17 protein-coding genes and 1 pseudogene are annotated in these 18,941 nt (G+C 72.9%); 16 read left to right on the forward strand and 2 right to left on the reverse strand.

What is annotated here, in order from left to right; translation table 11 throughout:
- Window positions 1-51: 51 nt before the first annotated feature.
- The 10 genes and pseudogenes from OG552_RS35295 to OG552_RS35340 all read left to right on the forward strand — a co-directional run.
- Window positions 52-1,590: an ABC transporter substrate-binding protein gene (locus OG552_RS35295; protein ID WP_329140104.1), complete on the forward strand. Its 1,539-nt coding sequence runs from the start codon at window positions 52-54 to the stop codon at window positions 1,588-1,590.
- Entirely contained in the window at window positions 1,587-2,546 is a 960-nt protein-coding gene (locus tag OG552_RS35300) for an ABC transporter permease (protein WP_329140106.1), read from the forward strand. Before OG552_RS35295 ends, OG552_RS35300 begins: the two co-directional genes overlap by 4 nt.
- On the forward strand, window positions 2,543-3,448 hold the full coding sequence (locus OG552_RS35305) for an ABC transporter permease (protein WP_329140108.1): 906 nt from the start codon (window positions 2,543-2,545) through the stop codon (window positions 3,446-3,448). Before OG552_RS35300 ends, OG552_RS35305 begins: the two co-directional genes overlap by 4 nt.
- Complete coding sequence (locus tag OG552_RS35310; RefSeq protein ID WP_329140111.1) at window positions 3,441-4,340, forward strand: SDR family NAD(P)-dependent oxidoreductase; 900 nt, start codon at window positions 3,441-3,443, stop codon at window positions 4,338-4,340. The genes OG552_RS35305 and OG552_RS35310 overlap by 8 nt, the downstream gene beginning before the upstream one ends.
- Window positions 4,337-5,191: a polysaccharide deacetylase family protein gene (locus tag OG552_RS35315; protein WP_329140113.1), complete on the forward strand. Its 855-nt coding sequence runs from the start codon at window positions 4,337-4,339 to the stop codon at window positions 5,189-5,191. Before OG552_RS35310 ends, OG552_RS35315 begins: the two co-directional genes overlap by 4 nt.
- Window positions 5,188-6,180, forward strand: a complete 993-nt coding sequence (locus OG552_RS35320; protein WP_329140115.1) for an ABC transporter ATP-binding protein — start codon at window positions 5,188-5,190, stop codon at window positions 6,178-6,180. Before OG552_RS35315 ends, OG552_RS35320 begins: the two co-directional genes overlap by 4 nt.
- Window positions 6,177-7,172: an ABC transporter ATP-binding protein gene (locus OG552_RS35325; protein ID WP_329140117.1), complete on the forward strand. Its 996-nt coding sequence runs from the start codon at window positions 6,177-6,179 to the stop codon at window positions 7,170-7,172. The genes OG552_RS35320 and OG552_RS35325 overlap by 4 nt, the downstream gene beginning before the upstream one ends.
- Window positions 7,169-8,368, forward strand: a complete 1,200-nt coding sequence (locus OG552_RS35330) for a M20 family metallopeptidase (protein ID WP_329140119.1) — start codon at window positions 7,169-7,171, stop codon at window positions 8,366-8,368. Before OG552_RS35325 ends, OG552_RS35330 begins: the two co-directional genes overlap by 4 nt.
- A complete protein-coding gene (locus OG552_RS35335; RefSeq protein WP_329140121.1) occupies window positions 8,365-10,281 on the forward strand; it encodes a S9 family peptidase in 1,917 nt (638 codons plus the stop codon). Before OG552_RS35330 ends, OG552_RS35335 begins: the two co-directional genes overlap by 4 nt.
- 175 nt (window positions 10,282-10,456) lie before the next feature.
- Window positions 10,457-10,642, forward strand: a pseudogene (locus tag OG552_RS35340) (30S ribosomal protein S14); the annotation flags it as partial.
- A gap of 34 nt (window positions 10,643-10,676) precedes the next feature.
- Here the strand turns inward: OG552_RS35340 and OG552_RS35345 are convergent.
- A complete protein-coding gene (locus OG552_RS35345; RefSeq protein WP_329140123.1) occupies window positions 10,677-11,471 on the reverse strand; it encodes a DUF427 domain-containing protein in 795 nt (264 codons plus the stop codon).
- Between the two features lie 68 nt (window positions 11,472-11,539).
- A complete protein-coding gene (locus OG552_RS35350) occupies window positions 11,540-11,779 on the reverse strand; it encodes a hypothetical protein (protein ID WP_329140125.1) in 240 nt (79 codons plus the stop codon).
- Between the two features lie 204 nt (window positions 11,780-11,983).
- On the opposite strand from OG552_RS35350, the gene OG552_RS35355 reads away from it, so the two are divergent.
- The 6 genes from OG552_RS35355 (at window position 11,984) to acs (ending at window position 18,927) form a co-directional block, all read left to right on the forward strand.
- A complete protein-coding gene (locus tag OG552_RS35355; RefSeq protein WP_443071115.1) occupies window positions 11,984-13,174 on the forward strand; it encodes a sensor histidine kinase in 1,191 nt (396 codons plus the stop codon).
- Entirely contained in the window at window positions 13,174-13,917 is a 744-nt protein-coding gene (locus tag OG552_RS35360; protein ID WP_329140129.1) for a LytR/AlgR family response regulator transcription factor, read from the forward strand. Before OG552_RS35355 ends, OG552_RS35360 begins: the two co-directional genes overlap by 1 nt.
- Entirely contained in the window at window positions 13,914-14,375 is a 462-nt protein-coding gene (locus OG552_RS35365; RefSeq protein ID WP_329140131.1) for a hypothetical protein, read from the forward strand. The genes OG552_RS35360 and OG552_RS35365 overlap by 4 nt, the downstream gene beginning before the upstream one ends.
- Window positions 14,372-16,108, forward strand: coding sequence for a sodium/solute symporter (locus tag OG552_RS35370; protein ID WP_329140133.1), 1,737 nt, complete (start codon window positions 14,372-14,374; stop codon window positions 16,106-16,108). The genes OG552_RS35365 and OG552_RS35370 overlap by 4 nt, the downstream gene beginning before the upstream one ends.
- Before the next feature lie 183 nt (window positions 16,109-16,291).
- Entirely contained in the window at window positions 16,292-16,942 is a 651-nt protein-coding gene (locus OG552_RS35375; protein WP_329140134.1) for an acetate uptake transporter, read from the forward strand.
- Window positions 16,939-18,927 carry an acetate--CoA ligase gene (acs, locus tag OG552_RS35380; protein WP_329140136.1) on the forward strand — a complete coding sequence of 663 codons (1,989 nt, stop codon included), beginning with the start codon at window positions 16,939-16,941 and terminating at the stop codon, window positions 18,925-18,927. The genes OG552_RS35375 and acs overlap by 4 nt, the downstream gene beginning before the upstream one ends.
- Window positions 18,928-18,941 lie beyond the last annotated feature (14 nt).

An 18,941-nucleotide genomic window follows, 5' to 3' on the forward strand; every position in this document is an offset into this window, starting at 1 on the left:
GGTCGATGGCGCCGGAGCCTGCGGGGGGACGTAAGAGGAGACCGAACCAGCATGCGCATCCCCAGAATCCTGAGAATCGCCGCGGTGGCCGGTACCGCCGTGGCGGCCCTGGCGGCCTGCTCCACGGCGCCGACCGGCGGACCGACCGCCACGACCGGGTCCACGGACGCGTCCCTCACCGCGGACCTGGCCAGCTACCCGGCGAGCCTCGACCCCGGCCTGCAGTACGACACCGACTCCTACTCGGTGTACCGCAACATCTTCGACCAGCTGCTGCACCGCGACCCGAAGACCAACAAGATCGTCCCGTGGCTCGCCACAACCTGGAAGCAGACCGACCCGAAGACCTGGGTCTTCACCCTGCGCGACGGGGTGAAGTTCAGCGACGGCAGCGCCCTGACCGCGGCCGACGCCGCCTTCAGCATCCAGCGCATCCTCGACCCCAAGCTCGCCAGCCAGCAGAACGCCAACTTCTCCGCCATCGCCTCCGCGACCGGCAGCGGCAACACCCTGACCATCACCACCAAGTACCCGTCCCCGACCCTGCTCAGCTATCTGACGACCCTGTCGGTGGTCCCGATGGCCGACGTGCAGAAGGCCGGCAACGCCGCCTTCAACCTGCACCCGGTCGGATCCGGCCCGTACACCTTCGTCTCGTCGATCCCCGGCTCGCAGGTCGTCCTCAAGCGCAACGACGCCTGGTGGGGCCCGAAGCCGCAGATCGCCGGCGTCACCTTCCGCGCGGTGCCGTCCGGCGCCAGCCGGGTCGCCGACCTCAAGTCGGGCAAGGCCGACATCGCCGACTCCATGACACCGGACAGCGCCACCCAGCTCACCGGTTCGGCGAACCTCAAGGTGCTCTCCGCACCCACCGAACGCGTCAGCTACCTGGCCTTCAACACCATCAAGGGCGGGGCGACCAACGACCCGAAGGTGCGCCAGGCGATCAGCATGGCGATCGACTACAAGTCGCTCATCAGCAACCTGGAGCAGGGCTACGCCAAACCCGTCAACAGCGTCCTGACCCCGCTGGCCACCGGCTACCCCACCGCGCTGCCGGGCTACACCTTCGACAAGGCCAAGGCCAAGAGCCTGATCCAGCAGGCGGGAGCGCAGGGGAAGACCATCGTGATGGCCACCTCGCCGACCTACGACCCGCAGATCGTCCAGTCGATCCAGGCGAACATCCAGGACATCGGGCTGAAGGTGTCGATCCAGAACACCGACCAGGCCACGTACCTGAAGAAGGTGCAGAGCCCCACCCACGACTGGGGATCGATCCGCTTCGGGCAGTGGTCCTGCTCCTGCCTGGACGCCGACGGCGTGGCCTACCCGCTCTTCCACACCGGGACGATCTGGAGCTCCTACAGCAACCCCTCGTTCGACGCCCTGGTGGACAAGGCCCGCGAGACGATCACCCCGGCGACCCGGACCGGACTGTACGCGCAGGCGTACGGGATCCTGGCGCAGGACCTGCCCGGCATCGGACTGTTCCAGATCGACGCGATCTACGGCGCGAGCACGAAGCTGCAATGGACACCCGATGCCCAGCAGAGCTTCTTCGTCGCGGACATGAAGCTCGGATCGTGACAAGGGGCGCCGCGGCCGCGGTGTGCAGATACCTCGGAAGCCGGCTGGGCCAGGCGCTCATCGCGCTGTTCGGGGTCACCACCGCGGTCTTCTTCGCACTGCGGCTGTCCGGCGACCCGGCCCAACTGCTCGCACCGCAGGGAGCCAGCCAGGCCGACATCGCCGCGCTGCGGCACCAACTGGGCCTGGACGACCCGGTCTGGCGGCAGTACCTCCACTACCTCGGTGACCTGCTGCACGGCAACCTCGGTTACTCCTACGTGCAGCACGAGCCGGCCCTCACCCTGATCACCCAGCGGATCCCGTACACCGTCAACCTGGCGCTCAGTGCGCTGGTGCTCTCCGCGGTGCTCGGGATCGGCGCGGGCATGATCATGGCGCTGAACCGCGGGCGGTGGCCGGAGCGGGTGCTGACGCCGGTGGTGCTGATCGGGCAGGCGATGCCGGCCTTCTGGACCGGCATCCTGCTCATCCTGGTCTTCTCCGTGACCTTCAAGATCCTGCCCTCGACCGGTTTCAGCGGCTTCGACTCGCTGATCCTGCCGGCGGTCACCCTGGCGTCGCTGTCAGCCGCCACGATCGCCCGGATCACCCGCGGCGCGGTCCTGGAACAACTCGACCGCGACTACATCCGTACCGCCCGGGCCAAGGGAGCGGGCACGGCGCGGCTGGTGACCCGGCACCTGGCACGGAACGTCTCCATCCCGATCCTGACGGTGCTGGCGCTGGAGATCGCCAACCTGCTCGGCGGCTCGGTCGTCACCGAGCTGATCTTCGCCTGGCCGGGCATCGGCCAGCTGACCGTGCAGTCCGTGGACGGGCGGGACTTCCCGCTGGTCCAGGCGATCGTGATCCTGGCGGCGGTGGTCTACATCGTGGTGAACTTCGTCACCGACATCGCCTACGCCGTCCTCGACCCCCGGGTCACCACGACAGGGAAGGCGGCCGGCGCATGAGACGGCACCGCGGACTCATCCCGGCGGTCCTCATCGCCCTCTACGTGCTCGTCGCGGTCTTCGCGCCGCTCGTCGCGCCCTTCGACCCGAACCACGCGGACCTGGCGGCCCGGCTCAGCGGGCCGTTCGCCGCCAAGCACGGGCACTTCCATCTGCTGGGCACCGACGGGCTCGGCCGGGACGTGCTCAGCCGGATCATCTTCGGCTCCCGGGTCTCGCTCGCCGTCGCCGCCGCGACCGTCCTGGTCTCCGGGGTGTTCGGCGTCGCGCTGGGCGTCGTCGCGGGCTGGCGGCGGGGCTGGATCGCGGCGGTCATCATGCGGATCGCGGACATCGCGCTGTCGGTGCCGTTCTTCCTGCTGGCGATCCTCGTCGTCGCGGTGCTCGGACCGAGCCTGATCAACGTGGTGATCTGCCTCGCCCTGGTGCGCTGGCCCCGCTACACCCGGATCGCGTACGCCAATGTGCTGGAGACCCGCGAACGCGGCTTCGTCCGGGGCGTGATCGCGGTCGGCGCCCCTGGCCGGTGGATCGTCACCCGCCACATCCTGCCGGAGGTGGCACCGCTGGCCGTCGTCGTCGGCACCCTCGAACTCGGTCTGATGGTGGTCTTCGAGGCGTCGCTCTCCTTCATCGGTCTCGGCGTCCAGCCCCCGACGGCCTCCTGGGGCTCGATGCTCTCCGACGGACAGCAGTACGTCGCGTCGGCCTGGTGGCTGGCGACCTTCCCCGGCTTCGCCCTGTTCGGCCTGGTGCTGGCGGTGAACCTGCTCGGCGACGCGGTCCGCGACCGCCTCGACCCGCGCCGCCGGGTCCCGCGGGGGCTCCGCAGACGCCGGACCGAACTGCTCGAACCGACGACAAAGCCCACCGACACCCCGCTGGAGGCGGAGCATGCTTGACTACCGCGCCGAACACCACGGCGCCCGGGTGGTGGTGACCGGCGCGGCCGGGATCTTCGGCGGCTGGATCGCCGAGGCGTTCGCGGCGGCCGGCGCGGACCTGCTGCTCACCGACGCACGCCCGGAGCCGCTGGCCGCACTGGCCGCCCGGCTCGGCGCCCGCCATGTCGTCGCCGACCTCGCCGAAGCGGACGGCCTGCGCCGGGCCGGCGCCGCCGTCGCCGGCACCTGGGATTCCCCCGACGTGCTCGTCAACAACGCCGGGCTCTATCCGCGCACCCCCGTGGCCGAGACCGGACCCGAGCAGGTCCGGCGGATCCTCGACGTCAATGTGACCGCGCCGTTCGAACTCTCCCGGCGGGCCATCGCCTCGATGGTCGCGGCCCGGGTCCCCGGCCGGATCGTCAACATCAGCTCGGGCGCGGCCCTGCGTCCCGGCGCCGGCGGTTCGGTCTACGCCGCCAGCAAGGCGGCCGTCGAATCACTGACCCGGAGCATGGCACTGGAAGTCGCCCGGCACGGCATCCGGATCAACGCGGTCCAGCCGGGCTTCGCGCCCGGCAGCGAGGTGAACTCGCTCTCCCGGGAGCACATCTCCGCCATGCGGGCCCGTATCCCGCTCGGCCGTACGTCCGGGCCGCGGGACGCGGCGGCGGCCGTCCTCTGGCTGGCGTCGGACGAGGCGTCCTTCGTCACCGGCACCACGCTGGCGGTGGACGGCGGCCGCACGGCGGGCGACTACACGGCCCGGCCGGTCCAGGAGGACGACGACTTCACCGCCGACGGCGGCACCGGGCCCTACGAGGGCCGGCCGGCGACGGAGGACGGCGCACACACGGTGCCGGAGCCGGCCGGCGCAGCCGGCGTCCGGGAGAACGGAGCGGGCCGGTGACCAGCCACTACCCCTGGCCGGAGGGCAAGCGTGCCGCACTCTGCGTCACCTTCGACTTCGACGGCGAGTCGCCGCTGCTGTGGCGGCAGCGGAACGACCCGCCGGCGGACATCGCAGAACTGGAGCAGCGCCGCTACGGCCCCCGGCGCGGCATCCGGCACGTGCTGGACGTCCTCGGCCGGGCCGGCATCCGCTCGACCTTCTTCGTCCCCGGCTGGATCGCGCAGAATTACCGGGGCGCCGTCGAGGACGTGCACCGGGCCGGCCACGAACTGGCGCTGCACGGCTGGCTCCACGAGCCGCCCGCCGCCCTCAGCGACGCCGAACTGCGGGACACCCTGACCCGCGCCGCGGACCTGCTCGGCGAGATCTCCGGCAGCCGTCCCACCGGCTACCGCTCGCCGAGCTTCCGGATGGCCCCCGCTGCCTTCGGCGTCCTCGCCGGTCTCGGTGTCACCCACGACAGTTCCCTGATGGGCGACGACCGGCCCTACCGGATCGGCGAACTGGTCGAAGTGCCCGTGGACTGGGCCACCGACGACGCCGTGTACTACCGCTACACCGGCGCCGAAAGCCGCCCGCCCGCCGGGGCGGACGCGCTGTACGCCGCATGGCGCGCCGAACTCGACGGAGCCCGTGCGTCCGGCACGCTCGTCAACCTGACGATGCACCCCTGGCTCTCCGGCCACCCCGCCCGGGTGCGGCGGCTGGCCGACCTGATCCACCACGCGCAGGCCGCGGGCGACGTGTGGATCGGGACCGTCGGCGAACTCGCCGCGCACCACCTGGCCCTCGGACCCGGTGCTCCGGCCACCGAGGCGCCCCTGGACACGATCGGCTGGCCGCGATGAACGAGACGCTGCTCGACGTGACGGACCTGAGGGTCTCCTTCGGGCCCGGGATGGACGCCGTCACCGGGCTCACGCTGCGCGCCCGGCGGGGGGAGACGGTCGCCGTCGTCGGCGAGTCCGGCTGCGGCAAGACGCTCAGCGCCCTCGCGCTCGGCGGCCTGCTCCCCGCCGGGGCGACGGTCACCGGTTCCGCCGAACTCGGCGGGGTCCAGCTGATCGGACGCTCCGAGCGGCAACTGCGCAAGATCCGCGGCGACCTGGTCGGCATGATCTTCCAGGACGCCTCGACCGCCCTCAACCCGCTGATGACCGTCGGAGCGCAGATCGAGGAGGTGATGGCCATCCACCGCACCCACCGCCGCGCCGAGCGGCGGAAGCGGGCGGTGGACCTGCTGGCGGCGGTCGGCGTCCCGGACGCCGCCCAGCGGGCCAGGAGCCATCCGCACCAGCTCTCCGGCGGCATGCGGCAGCGCGTGATGATCGCCATCGCGCTGGCCGGTTCCCCCGACCTGGTGATCGCGGACGAGCCGACCACCGCGCTCGACGTCACCGTCCAGGCCCAGGTGCTCGCGCTGCTGCGGGAGTCCACCCGGGACGCGGCCGTGCTCTTCATCACCCACGACATGGGCGTGGTGGCCGAGATCGCCGACCAGGTGGTGGTGATGTACGCGGGCGCCGTGGTGGAGAGCGGTCCGATCGCGGAGGTACTGGAGCGGCCGCACCACCCCTACACCTCGGCGCTGCTGGCCTCGGTGCCCGACCCCGATGTGCCGCGAGCCGGCGAACTGCCCACCATCGCCGGGCGGGTGCCGCCGCTGGGCGAGCGCGACGCCGGCTGCCCGTTCCGGGACCGCTGCCCCAAGAGCCGGGACACGTGCCGTGAACGGCCCCCGCTGGCGGCGGTCGCCGGGGGCGAGTCCGCGGTCGCCTGCTGGTATCCCGAACACGTCGAGGGACCGTCCCGTGCGGTCGAGGAGGCAGCCAAGTGAACGCCGTGCCCGCCCCGCCGCTCGTAGAGGCCCGTGGGCTGACCAAGCGCTATCCCGTGCGAACCCGCACCGGCAAGCGCGTTCTGACCGCCGTGGACGGCGTGGACCTCACCGTCGGCGCCGGCCGGATCGTCGCCGTCGTCGGGGAGTCCGGCTGCGGAAAGTCCACCACCGGCCGGCTGCTGCTCGCCCTGGAACGCCCCAGCGAGGGGACCGTCACGGTGGCGGGCCGCGACCTCAACCGGCTCTCCGCCGCCGATCTGCGCCGTGTCCGGCGCGACATCCAGCCGGTCTTCCAGGACCCGTACGACTCCCTCAACGGGCGGATGCGGATCGGGCAGATCCTCTCGGAGCCCGCGCGGGTGCACGGCATCGGCCCGTCGAAGGCCCGGTCGGTCCGCGATCTGCTCGACCTGGTCAACCTCTCCCCGGACTACGCCGAGCGGTATCCGCACGAACTCTCCGGCGGCCAGCGGCAGCGCGTCGCCATCGCCCGGGCCATCGCGCTCGACCCGAAGTTCGTGGTCTGCGACGAAGCGGTCTCCGCCCTGGACGTGTCGGTGCAGGCCCAGGTCGTCAACCTGCTCAGCCGGCTCCAGCGCGAACTGGGCCTGGCCTACCTCTTCATCAGCCACGACCTGGCCCTGGTCCGCTATCTCGCCCACGAGACCGCGGTGATGTACCTGGGGAAGGTCGTCGAACAGGGCCCCACCGAGAGCCTCTTCGCCGATCCCCGCCACCCGTACACCCAGCTCCTGCTCGCCGCGGTACCGCGCCCACGGGCCGGCGACCGGGGCCGGCGGGCGGTGCCCGCGATCGGCATCGGTGAGCTGCCGAGCCCGCTGGAGCGGCCGGCGGGATGTGTCTTCTCCACCCGCTGCCCGCTGGCCGCCGACCGCTGCCGCACCGAGGAGCCGGTCCTGCGGCCGGTCGGAGGCGGGACCAGAACCGCGGCGTGCCACTACGCCGAGACCGCGGACGTGGCCGCGTGAACGGCGAGTGGATCGCTTCGCTCGCCGGCGAGGCACGCGCCCGCGTCGAGCCGCACCGTCCGGCGCTGCTGGCGCTCAGTCACGCCATCCACGCCGAGCCCGAACTGCGCTTCGCCGAGCACGCGGCCGCCGCCCGGCTGACCGCCGTGCTGGGCGCCGGCGGGTTCGCCGTCGAGCCGGGGATCGGCGGCATGCCGACCGCCTTCCGGGCGACCCGGGTCTTCGGCCAGGGCGGCCCGACGCTCGCGGTGTTCTGCGAGTACGACGCGCTCCCGGGCCTCGGACACGGCTGCGGGCACAACATCATCGCCGCCGCGGGCGCCGGCGGCGCGCTCGCCACCGCCGCGCTGCTGGCCGCGCATGGCGCGGCCGGGCGCCTGGTGGTGCTCGGCAGCCCGGGGGAGGAGGGCGGCGGCGGCAAGGTCAGGCTGATCGAGGCCGGGGCCCTCGACGGTGTCGACGCGGCCGTGATGACCCACCCGGCCGGCTTCGACGCGGTGTCCAGGACCAACCTGGGCCGGCTCTCCCTCGAAGCGGTCTTCCACGGACGGGCCTCCCACGCCGCCGCCGCACCGGAAGGCGGCCGCAACGCCCTCGACGCGGCGACACTCCTGCTGGTGGCGATCGGCCTGCTGCGCCAGCAGGTCCGTCCGGATTCCCGTATCCACGCCAGGGTCGCCGAGGGCGGCCAGTCGATCAACGTCATCCCGGAACGGACCCGGGTGGAGCTCTTCGTCCGGTCGGCCGAACACGACTACCTGCGCGGGCGGCTGTACGAAGCGGTCAGGGACTGCGTGCTGGGCGCCGCGCTCGCCACCGGCACCACCGCAGAACTGACCGAGCCCGCACCGGCCTACGACCCGGTGCTGCCCAACCCGGTACTCGCGGACCTGGCCGCCGGGACGTTCGCGGCGCTCGGCCGCCCGATCAGCCCGGGGACCGGCTGGGCCGGCCCGGCCGGCTCCACCGACATGGGCAACGTCAGCCGGCGTGTCCCCGCGCTGCACCCTTACATCTGCGCCGCGCCCGGTACCGCCATCCACACCAGGGAGTTCGAACAGGCGGCGGTGGAGCAGGGCGGTGACGCCGCGGTGCTGGACGGCGCCGCCCTGCTCGCCACCGTGCTGACGGCTCTGTTCACCAGGCCCGAACTGGTCGCGGCGGCCGGCGAGGCGTTCCGGGAGGCACAGGGATGACGGTGACCCCGCAGGATCTCACCGCGCTCCGCCTCGTCGGTTCGCCCGCCGTCCACCCGGCCGGCGGCCGGGTGGTGGCGGCCGTGCAGAGCGTCGATCCGGAATCGCTGCGCTACCGCAGCCGCCTGTGGACCTTCACCGCCGACCGCCCCGCCGAGCCGCTGACCGACGCCGGACCCTGGTCGGACACCCTGCCCCGCTTCTCGCCTGACGGCACCCACCTCGCCTTTCTCAGCGACCGCGGCGGCGAGCGCCGCCTGTGGGTCGTCCCGGCGGACGGCACTGGCACCCCCCGCGCACTGGACGGTCCCGACGCCCGGCCCACCGCGGCGGTCTGGCTCGGCCCGGACCGCCTGCTGGTGCTCGCCGAACGACCCGCCCCTCACCCCGAGGGCGCGCCGGTGGTCATCGACTGGCTCCGCTACAAGTCCGACGGCGCGGCGGGACCGCTCGAACCCACCGGCGAACTGTGGCTTCTCGGCCTCGACGGCGCCGCGTCCGCACTGCACAGGTCCGCGGACCGGCTGCGCGCTCCCGCCTGCGACGGCCAGTACGCCTACTACGCCGCGGCGCCCCGCCACAGCGACCTGCCCGAACCGGGCTGCGACCTGCGCCGGCTCGCCCTTGACGGCGGACCGGAGGAGACCTTGTGGCACTGCTCCTCACCGGTCCAGGCGGTGGCGGTCACCGCGGCGGGTACCGTACTCGCGCTGGCCAGCGACGCGGCAGGCCAGAGCGCGACACCGCCACGGGTCTGGCTGGTGGCGGGGCCGGGCGTGGCCCGCGCAGAACCCGCCTTTCCGGCCGCCGACCTGGAGTGCGAGCGGGCGCTGCTCTCGGACTGCCGGCCGCTGGCCGCGCCGGTACTGCTCGCCACCGCGGGGGAGGACGCGCTCTTCGTCGCGACCGTCGGCGACGAGGTCGCCCTCTTCCGCTCCCCGCCCGGTGGTGCGCCGGTACGGATCAGCCCGCCGGGCAGTTCGGTGACCGACTTCGGCGCGGCCGCCGGATCGGTCGCGCTCTGTCTGGAATCGGCGACCCGGCCGACCGAGCTGTACCTCGACGGGAAACCCGTCTCCGATCTCAACACCCGGTGGGCGCAGGCCGCGTGTCCGGTGGCGCCCGAGCGGATCACCGTCCCCGCGCCCGACGGCCTCGAACTGCCCGGCCTGCTGTACCGCTCGCCGGCCGGGGACGGCCGGGTGCTGCTGCGGGTGCACGGCGGCCCGCACATGGCCTTCGGCAACACCTTCGACCTGGAGACGCAGACCCAGCTCGCCGCCGGCTACCACGTCCTGGTCCCCACCCTGCGCGGCAGCGCGGGCCTCGGTACCGGTTTCCGCGCCCTGAGCGTCAATCAGTGGGGACGCGCCGACCACGGCGACCTGATGGCCTTCGCCGACTGGACGGTACGCTCCGGCACCGGCCTGCCCGGGCGGCTCTACCTCGCGGGCGGCAGCTACGGCGGCTACCTGATCAACTGGACGCTCACCCGCACCGGCCGTTTCCGGGCCGCGGTCTCGGAGCGTTCGGTCGCGAACCTGCTCTCCAAATACGGCACGTCGGACAACGGGTTCACCGTCAACAGGTTCGAGTTCGGCGGCCTCGACCTCTTCGACGCCGGGGCCCGTGAACTCCTCGACCGCTCGCCGCTCCACCATGCGCAGCGGATCACCACACCGCTGCTGCTCATCCACGGCGAGCTCGATCAGCGCTGCCCGATAGAGCAGTCGGAGCAGTTGTTCACCGCTCTGCGCAGGCTGGGCCGGGAGACGGTCTTCGTCCGGCTCCCGGGCGAGTCCCACGGCTATACGGCCGGCGGCCGTCCTGACCGGCGCATCGCGCGGCTGAAGCTGATCACCGACTGGCTTGACGCCCACCCGCCCCTCGATCCTGCCGCCCCCCACGGCTGAGCCCTCGCCGGTACGCCGCCGCCCGGCCCGTCCGCCCACCGTGGAGCACCCATGTCCGCACACTGCCGGCTGACCGTTCGCAAGCCCGGCTTCGGCAACTCCATCTCCCCTTCCCACCGGCGCACAAGCGCCGATTCGACCCGAACATCCGTCCCCGCACACCTCCGCGGAAGACCGGGCCGCCGCCCAGGCCGAACTGCGGCGCCAGCCGCGGGACGCCGGCGCCACCCGGGTCCGCAACCAGGACGCCGTCGACGGCCGCCCGCGCGGCTACCAGGGAGCCTTCGGCCTGTCCCGGATCAATCTCCGCGGCCTCGCCCACGCCGGCCATCTCCCCGGGGTGCGCAAGTCCGGCTGGTGAGCGCTCCGCCGGGAGGAGACCGGCCCACCCGCTGCTACGACTCCGCTCCGGTCGTCCGGGTGACCGGGGCGGGCCGGGGCTGCAGCACGCCGTCCAGGTAGAGGTCGACCTTCTCGTTGTAGAAGGCGACCAGGCCGGCGATGGGCGCCATCGCCGTGGTGGGGAAGTCGTACGCCCACACGATGTCCTCGTGTGTGCCCTCGCCGCCGGTGAAGGACCAGTAGCCACTGGTGCGGCCCTTGTACGGGCACGCGGTGACGGTGTCCGTCGGGTCGAGCCGCGTCCAGTCGACGCTGGAGCGGTCGAGGTAGTAACGGGTCGGCAGTCCCGTCTCGAAGACCATGACCGTATTGGGCGCGTCGGCGAGCACCGTGCCGTCCACCTCGACCCGTACGCTCCGGTTCGACCGCAGCGCGTCGACCCGGGTGTACGGGTTGCGGGGGTGGACGAACACCTGCTCGTCCTCCTCGAACCAGGCGTCGACGGCCTCCCAGCGGAAGCGCGCGGTGCCGATCAGCCGTTCGGGTGCGCCCTCGGACCAGACCCAGGCGGCGCCGGCCCGGGTGTCGGCGCCCACCTGGAGGGCGTGCCGGCGCGCGGGGCCGGGGCTCAGCCGCCCGGCGCGGTTCTCGTCGACGAGGGTCGCGCCGGTCAGGTCCGCCGGCGGAACGCAGAACTGCGGATAGCCGGGCCACTCCCATACGTACAGCGCGCGCTGGGTGTCGAACACGGTACGGCCGCCGACCTGGCCGCGGACCCGCCGCGGCACCGGCTCGACATGGCCGACCGGAACGATCAGGCCGGGATAGTTCACTGCCGGGTCGTTCATGGCTCTCCCCAGGACGTACTCGGACCGCTCATTCCCGCCAGTGTGCCAAGAACGGGTCCGGCAGCCCGTCAACCCGCCAGGTGCGTGAAGGCGAGTTCGTCCTGCGGGGCGAGCGTCATGACGACACTGGACCCCTCGTGCAGCACACCGTCCAGCGTGATGAGGACCTTGGTGGGGCCCACTTCGGCGAAGGCGATCCGCCCGTACACCGGAATGCCCTCGGAACTCTCGTAGGCGAAGGTCCGGCCGATGAAGCTGTCGTTGAGGTCCCTGGCCGCGACGGTCCTGGTGTTGGCGCTGATGTTCACGTGGCTCTCCCTGCGCGAGGTACGGACGCGTGAGCCTACTGGGTGACCCCGGCGCGGCTGGGTGCCGCATCCCCCTGGGCCGGCCGGTGAGCGCCGGCGCACCCGCGTGCCGGCGCTCACCGGCCGGGCGCGCGCCCACCGCACCACCGGCCGTACGAGATTCCCCTGTCGGGCACCTGTCTCGTACCGCCGGGCGTGGCCATAATGCGGACCATGGGGTCGGTGATCACCGTGGTGTCCGTCGCACTGGTGATCGCGGGCGCCGCGGCGGCCCTCTTCTGGCTGGTCCGTGGCCGCCGGGGCTTCGGCACACCCGCCGACCGGGCCGCGTACGCCACCTTGCATGCCGCCTCGCTGGCCGCGCCGCCGCTGCGGGACGGACTGACCGCCGAGTCGGCGCGCCGGGCCGCCGGACACCTGAGAGCGCTGCTGGGCACACCCGCGCTGGCCGTGATCGGCGACGGCGAACTCCTCGCCTGGGAAGGCCCGGGCAAGCGGCACGCGGCGCAGGCGGTGGAACACGCGCGTGACGCGGTACGGGCCGGGCGGCCCTGGGTGGTGCCCGCGGGGGCGATCGCGTGCGGGGACATCGACTGCCCGGTGCGCGGCGCCGTCGTGGTGCCGCTGGTGGTGGACGGCCTGGTCGTCGGCGCCCTGTCGGTGTACGTACGGCAGGTGTCGGCCGGGCTGGTCCGCGCCGCAGGCGAGGTGGCCCACTGGGTCATCTCCCAGCTCGAACTCGCCGAACTGGACCACTCCAGGACCCGGATGATGGAGGCGGAACTGCGCTCCCTGCGGGCCCAAATCTCCCCGCACTTCGTCTACAACGCGCTCACCGCCATCGCGTCCTTCGTCCGTACCGACCCGGACCAGGCCCGGGAGCTGCTGCTGGAGTTCGCCGAGCTGACCCGCTACAGCCTGCGCACCCACGGTCAGTTCAGCACCCTGGCCGAGGAACTCCACTCGGTGGACAGCTACTTGCGTCTTGAACGGGCCCGCTTCGGTGACCGGCTGCGGGTGGAGCTGCTGATCGCCCCCGAAGTGCTCCCCGTCGCGGTGCCGTTCTTGTGCCTGCAGCCGATCGTGGAGAACGCGGTACGGCACGGGCTCGGTCCCAAGCCGGCCGCCGGGCTGATCACCATCAGGGCCGAGGACGCGGGCGCCGAGTGCCGGATCAGTGTGGAGGACGACGGGGTGGGCATGGATCCGGAGGAACTGCGGTCCCTGCTGGCAGGGGAGACCGACGGGGACTCGCTCGGCCTCGGCAACGTGGACGAGCGGCTGCGTACGGTCTTCGGCGACGAGTACGGCCTGGTGGTGGAGACCGCGCCGGGTGCGGGGACCAAGGTCAACGTACGGGTGCCCAAGTACCGGAACGGGGTGCACGCGTCATGATGCCGCTGCGGATCCTGGCCGTGGACGACGAGCCGCCCGCCCTGGAGGACTTGACGTATCTGCTGCGCGGCGACACCCGCGTCGGCCGGGTGCTGGCCGCCGGCAGTACCGACGCGGCGCTGCGGCTGCTGGAGAGCGAGACCGTGGACGCGGTCTTCCTCGACATCCGGATGCCGGGACTCGACGGACTCGACCTGGTCCGTGTGCTGCGCAGGTTCGCCGAGCCGCCATCGGTCGTCTTCGTCACCGCCTACGACGACTTCGCGGTGGACGCCTTCGCCCTCAAAGCCTGCGACTACCTGCTCAAACCGGTCCGCCGCGAACGCCTCGCCGAGGCGGTCCGCCGGGTCGCCGATCTGAGCGGCGCCGCCCCCGGCGCCGCACCGCCGGGCCTGTCCACCGAGCGCATACCCGTCGACCTCGGCGGCGTCACCCGGTTCGTCCCCCGCGACGAAGTGGCGTACGTAGAAGCCCAGGGCGACTACGTACGCCTGCACGCCCGCGGTGAAGCCCCCCTGGTCCGGGTGTCGCTGGCGGTCCTCGAAGAGCGCTGGGTGCCGCACGGATTCCTCCGCGTCCACCGGGGGTTCCTGGTCGCGCTGCGGCACGTCGAGGGGCTGCGCTCGGTGGGCGGCCACTGGACCGTGCAGGTGGCGGGGGACGACCTGCCGGTCAGCCGCCGCCACACCCGGGAGCTGCGGGACGTGCTGACGCGGTGGGCGCAGAAACCCGGTCCGTCATGAGTGGGCCGCAGCCGCCGCGCCGGATCACCGTCACCGGCCCGCGCCGCAACCGCAGCGGCGGCTACTCCGCGCGGGCCGGGGCCGCCGACCTGCACGCCCAGCCGCCCCTGGGCCAGGTCTACGTGACCTCGCTGGTCCGCGACCAACTGCGGCTGTCGCTGGGCGTGCTGGCCGTCCTGGTGGTGGTGCTCGGCGGCCTGCCGCTGGCCTTCGCCCTGTCGCCCGCACTGCGCACGGCGGAGGTCTTCGGGCTGCGGCAGGCGTGGCTGCTGCTCGGGATCGTCGCCTATCCGGTGCTGGTGGGGGCGGCCTGGTTCCATGTCCGGCACGCCGAACGGGTGGAGCGGGACTTCGCCGAACTGCTGAACGCGCCAGGCGCAGGCCCGGCCCCCGGTGACGGCGGCGGCACGGGCGGGGACCCCGGCTCCGGTCCCGCCACCGGCCCCGGCGCCGGATGAACCCCACGCTCGGCCTCGTCGCACTGTTCGTCGTTCTCGCCGCCACCGTCGGATTCGGTGTCTACGGGCTGCGCCTGTCCCGCGCCACCTCGGACTTCTACGTGGCCTCCCGCCAGGTCTCGCCGCTGATGAATGCCTCGGCGATCGGCGGTGAGTACCTGTCGGCGGCGTCCTTCCTCGGCGTGGCCGGACTCGTGCTCGCCTACGGCGTTGACATGCTCGCCTACCCGGTCGGCTACACCGCCGGGTATCTCGTGCTGCTGCTCCTGGTCGCGGCGCCGCTGCGGCGCTCGGGCGCGTACACGCTGCCGGACTTCGCCGAGGAGCGGCTCGGCTCGACCGCGGTACGGCGGGTGGCGAGCGTACTGGTGGCCGTCATCGCCTGGCTGTATCTGGTGCCGCAGCTGCAAGGGGCCGGGCTGACCCTCCAGACGGTGGCGGGCGCCCCGCGCTGGGCCGGCGCGGTGGTCGTCGCGGTGGCGGTGGTCGGCGTGGCGACGGCGGGCGGGATGCGCAGCGTCACCCTCGTCCAGGGCTTCCACTTCTGGCTGAAGCTGACCGCCATCGCGGTGCCCGCCCTCTTCCTGCTGCTGGCCTGGCGGTCCGCCGGCTCGCCCGCGCTGACCGGCCCCGACGTGCCGCACTTCGGGCACACCACGGTCGTACGCGTCCAGGACCCGGTCCGCTTCGACGTGCGCTCCCCGGTCACCGTCCAGGTCCGCGGCGGTCTCGACGGCCTCGCGCACGGCCCGGCGGGGGAGCGGGTCCAGCTCGGGGACGGCGACCACACGGTCGCGGCGGGCGCCGAACTGACCTTCCCGGCGGGCGCGGCCGTCCCGCACCAGGTGGACCTCACCCCCGCCACCGGCGCGCAGTGGGCCGCCCCGCTCTCCGGTGCCGGCGGACGCTCGCACCCGCTGTACGCGGTGTACTCGATCCTGCTGGCCACCTTCCTCGGCACCATGGGCCTGCCGCATGTGCTGGTCCGCTTCTACACCAACCCCGACGGCCACGCGGCCCGCCGGACGACCCTGCTGGTCCTGGTACTGCTGAGCGTCTTCTATCTGCTGCCGACGGTCTACGGCGCACTGGGCAGAGTGCTCGCACCGCAACTGCTGCTCACCGGGCAGACCGACACTGCCGTCCTGGTGCTGCCGCAGATCGCCCGCGCGGGCCTGGGCGGGCAGTTGCTCGCCGCGCTGGCCGCCGCGGGCGCGTTCGCCGCCTTCGTCTCCACCGCCTCGGGGCTGATCGTCTCGGTGGCCGGGGTGGTCGCCCAGGATCTGCTGCGCGGCTCGACCCGCGGCTTCCGGTGGGCCTCGCTGGCGGCCGGTGTGCCCCCGCTGGTGATGGCGACGGCGACCTCGGGGCTGCCGGTGGCCGACGCCATCGGGCTGGCGTTCGCGGTCGCCGCCTCCTCCTTCTGCCCGCTGCTCGTGCTCGGCATCTGGTGGCGCGGCCTGACCGATCTGGGCGCCCTGTGCGGTCTGATCACCGGCGGCGGACTGGCCGCGGTCGCGGTGGTGGTGACCAGCGTGCGCGGACCGGGCCGCGGCTGGGCGGCGACCCTGCTCGAACAGCCGGCCGCCTGGACCGTACCGGCGGCCTTCACTGTCATGATCACGGTCTCGCTGCTCTCCCGGCACCGGATCTCCAGCGCGCACGTGGACCGGGTGATGCTGCGGATGCACCTGCCGGAGGAAGTGGGCGGGGCGCAGCAGCGGACCCCGTGACAGCCCCGGCCGCCTGACCGCTCGGCGCGGCTGACGGACCGTCCGGCGAACCGGCCGGACCGCTGGGCGACGCCCCCGGTACCGGCCCTCGCCCCCCGGCCGGCGCTCTTCGTAGCGTGGCGGAGGCAGCGGAACGGTGTCCGGCGTCCGGCTGCCGAGCCTCAACGAGGAGGAGAACCGCAGATGAGCACTCCCGACACGGTCACCCCGGCCCCCGCGCCGGCCATCGCCGACCCCGGCCCGCTCGGGCTGGCCGCCTTCGCCGCCACCACTTTCGTCCTCAGTTCCTTCAACGCCGATCTGATCGACGCGAGCCTTGAGGCGGTCGTCCTGCCGCTCGCCCTCTTCTACGGCGGCTTCCTCCAACTCCTCGCCGGAATGTGGGAGTTCAGGAAGGGCAACACCTTCGGCGCGACCGCCTTCGGCTCGTACGGCGCCTTCTGGCTGTCCTACGCGGCCTACGCCAAGTTCGTCGCGCCCGGCCTGCCGGCGGGCACCGCGCACCAGGCCACCGGGCTCTACCTGCTCATCTGGGCGGTCTTCACCGTCTACATGACGGTCGCGGCGCTGCGCACGTCCGGCGCCCTGCTGGCGGTCTTCGTCACCTTGTCGGCGACCTTCATCGTGCTGACCGTCGCCGAGTTCGCCCAGTCCACCGGCACCACCAAGGCCGGCGGCTGGATCGGCCTGGTGACCGCGGTCGCCGCCTGGTACGCCTCTTTCGCCGGTGTCACCAACTCCACCTGGAAGCGCGCCGTCGTCCCGGTCTTCGCGGCCGGCGACCGCGTCGCCATCGGCCGGCGGGGCGGGCCGGTGGAGGAAGCCCACTCATGAGTGACGAGACACTCTCCAACCTGCTCAGAGAGGACCGGCGCTTCCCACCGCCGCCGCAGCTCGCGGCGCAGGCGAACGTCACCGCCGCCGCCTACGAGGAGGCCGCCGCGGACGGCGAGGCGTTCTGGGCCACCCAGGCGGCCCGGCTGGACTGGGCGCAGCCGTGGCGGCAGGTACGCGACTGGAGCGGGGCGCCGTTCGCCCGCTGGTTCGTCGGCGGCCGTCTCAACGTGGCCTACAACTGCCTGGACCGGCACGTGAGTGCCGGGCACGGTGACCGAGTCGCCTTCCACTGGGAGGGCGAGCCGGGCGACACCCGGACGCTGACCTACGCCGGCCTCAAGGACGAGGTCTGCCAGGCTGCGAACGCCCTGCTCGCCCTCGGCGTGGAGCCGGGCGACCGGGTCGCGATCTACCTGCCGATGATCCCGGAGACGGTCGTCGCGATGCTGGCCTGCGCCCGGATCGGCGCCCCGCACACCGTGGTCTTCGGCGGTTTCTCGGCCGAGGCGCTGCGCGGCCGGATCCTCGACTGCGACGCACGGGTGGTGATCACCGCCGACGGCGGCTACCGCAAGGGCGCCCCGTCGGCGCTCAAGCCCGCGGTGGACGAAGCGGTGGAGCAGTGCCCCGACGTCCGCAGCGTCCTGGTGGTCCGCCGCACCGGCCAGGACGTGGCCTGGACCGACGGCCGTGACATCTGGTGGCACGACGTGGTGGCCGCGCAGTCCGCCGAGCACGAGCCGGCGGCCTTCGACAGCGAACACCCGCTCTACATCATGTACACCTCCGGGACCACCGCCCGGCCCAAGGGCATCCTGCACACCACCGGCGGCTACCTCACCCAGGTCGCCTGGTCGCACTGGGCGGTCTTCGACGTCAAACCGGACCGCGACGTGTACTGGACGGCCGCCGACATCGGCTGGGTCACCGGCCACTCCTACATCGTCTACGGCCCCCTGGCCAACGGTGTCACCTCGGTGCTCTACGAGGGCACGCCCGACACCCCGCACCAGGGCCGCTGGTGGGAGCTCGTGCAGAAGTACAAGGTGAGCATCCTGTACTGCGCGCCCACTGCGATCCGCACCTTCATGAAGTGGGGCGACGCGATACCGGGCCGCTACGACCTGACGTCGCTGCGCCTGCTCGGCTCGGTCGGCGAACCGATCAACCCCGAGGCGTGGATGTGGTACCGGCGGGCCATCGGCGGTGACCGCTGCCCGGTGGTCGACACCTGGTGGCAGACCGAGACCGGCGCCCAGATGATCAGCCCGCTGCCCGGGGTGAGCACCTGCAAGCCCGGCTCGGCGCTGCGCCCACTGCCGGGGATCTCCGCCGAGGTGGTGGACGACACCGGCGCCCCGGTGCCCAACGGCTCCGGCGGCTATCTGGTGCTGACCGAGCCGTGGCCGTCGATGCTCCGCACCATCTGGGGCGACGAGCAGCGGTACATCGACACCTACTGGTCGCGCTTCCCCGGCCGGTACTTCGCCGGCGACGGGGCGAAGAAGGACGAGGACGGCGACATCTGGCTGCTCGGCCGGGTGGACGACGTCATGAATGTCTCCGGGCACCGCATCTCCACCACCGAGGTGGAGTCCGCCCTCGTCTCCCACCCGCGCGTCGCCGAAGCGGCGGTGGTCGGCGCCGCCGACGCCACGACCGGGCAGGGCATCGTCGCCTTCGTGATCCTGCGCGGCGACAACGAGCAGCCCGCCGACACCACCTCGGGGGAGGACCTGGCCCGTGAACTGCGGGCCCACGTCGGCAAGGAGATCGGTCCGATCGCCCGTCCCCGCCAGCTCCTGGTGGTGGCCGAACTCCCCAAGACCCGCTCGGGGAAGATCATGCGCCGCCTGCTGCGTGACATCGCCGAGAACCGCGCACTGGGTGACGTGACGACCCTCACCGACTCCTCGGTGATGGACGCCATCCGTGAGGGCCTGCCGTCCGGGTCCACGGACGGCGCGGAAACGGAGGAGTAGCCGGCCGGGACACA

The organism is Streptomyces sp. NBC_01476, assembly GCF_036227265.1.
Classification (GTDB): domain Bacteria; phylum Actinomycetota; class Actinomycetes; order Streptomycetales; family Streptomycetaceae; genus Actinacidiphila.

Coding starts and splice junctions, on each gene's coding strand:
- OG552_RS35310 (WP_329140111.1), top strand. CDS start 3,441: ATGCTTGACTACCGCGCCGAACACCACGGCGCCCGGGTGGTGGTGACC.
- OG552_RS35345 (WP_329140123.1), bottom strand. CDS start 11,471: ATGAACGACCCGGCAGTGAACTATCCCGGCCTGATCGTTCCGGTCGGC.
- OG552_RS35360 (WP_329140129.1), top strand. CDS start 13,174: ATGCCGCTGCGGATCCTGGCCGTGGACGACGAGCCGCCCGCCCTGGAG.
- OG552_RS35365 (WP_329140131.1), top strand. CDS start 13,914: ATGAGTGGGCCGCAGCCGCCGCGCCGGATCACCGTCACCGGCCCGCGC.
- OG552_RS35305 (WP_329140108.1), top strand. CDS start 2,543: ATGAGACGGCACCGCGGACTCATCCCGGCGGTCCTCATCGCCCTCTAC.
- OG552_RS35370 (WP_329140133.1), top strand. CDS start 14,372: ATGAACCCCACGCTCGGCCTCGTCGCACTGTTCGTCGTTCTCGCCGCC.
- OG552_RS35375 (WP_329140134.1), top strand. CDS start 16,292: ATGAGCACTCCCGACACGGTCACCCCGGCCCCCGCGCCGGCCATCGCC.
- OG552_RS35320 (WP_329140115.1), top strand. CDS start 5,188: ATGAACGAGACGCTGCTCGACGTGACGGACCTGAGGGTCTCCTTCGGG.
- acs (WP_329140136.1), top strand. CDS start 16,939: ATGAGTGACGAGACACTCTCCAACCTGCTCAGAGAGGACCGGCGCTTC.
- OG552_RS35355 (WP_443071115.1), top strand. CDS start 11,984: ATGCGGACCATGGGGTCGGTGATCACCGTGGTGTCCGTCGCACTGGTG.
- OG552_RS35295 (WP_329140104.1), top strand. CDS start 52: ATGCGCATCCCCAGAATCCTGAGAATCGCCGCGGTGGCCGGTACCGCC.
- OG552_RS35335 (WP_329140121.1), top strand. CDS start 8,365: ATGACGGTGACCCCGCAGGATCTCACCGCGCTCCGCCTCGTCGGTTCG.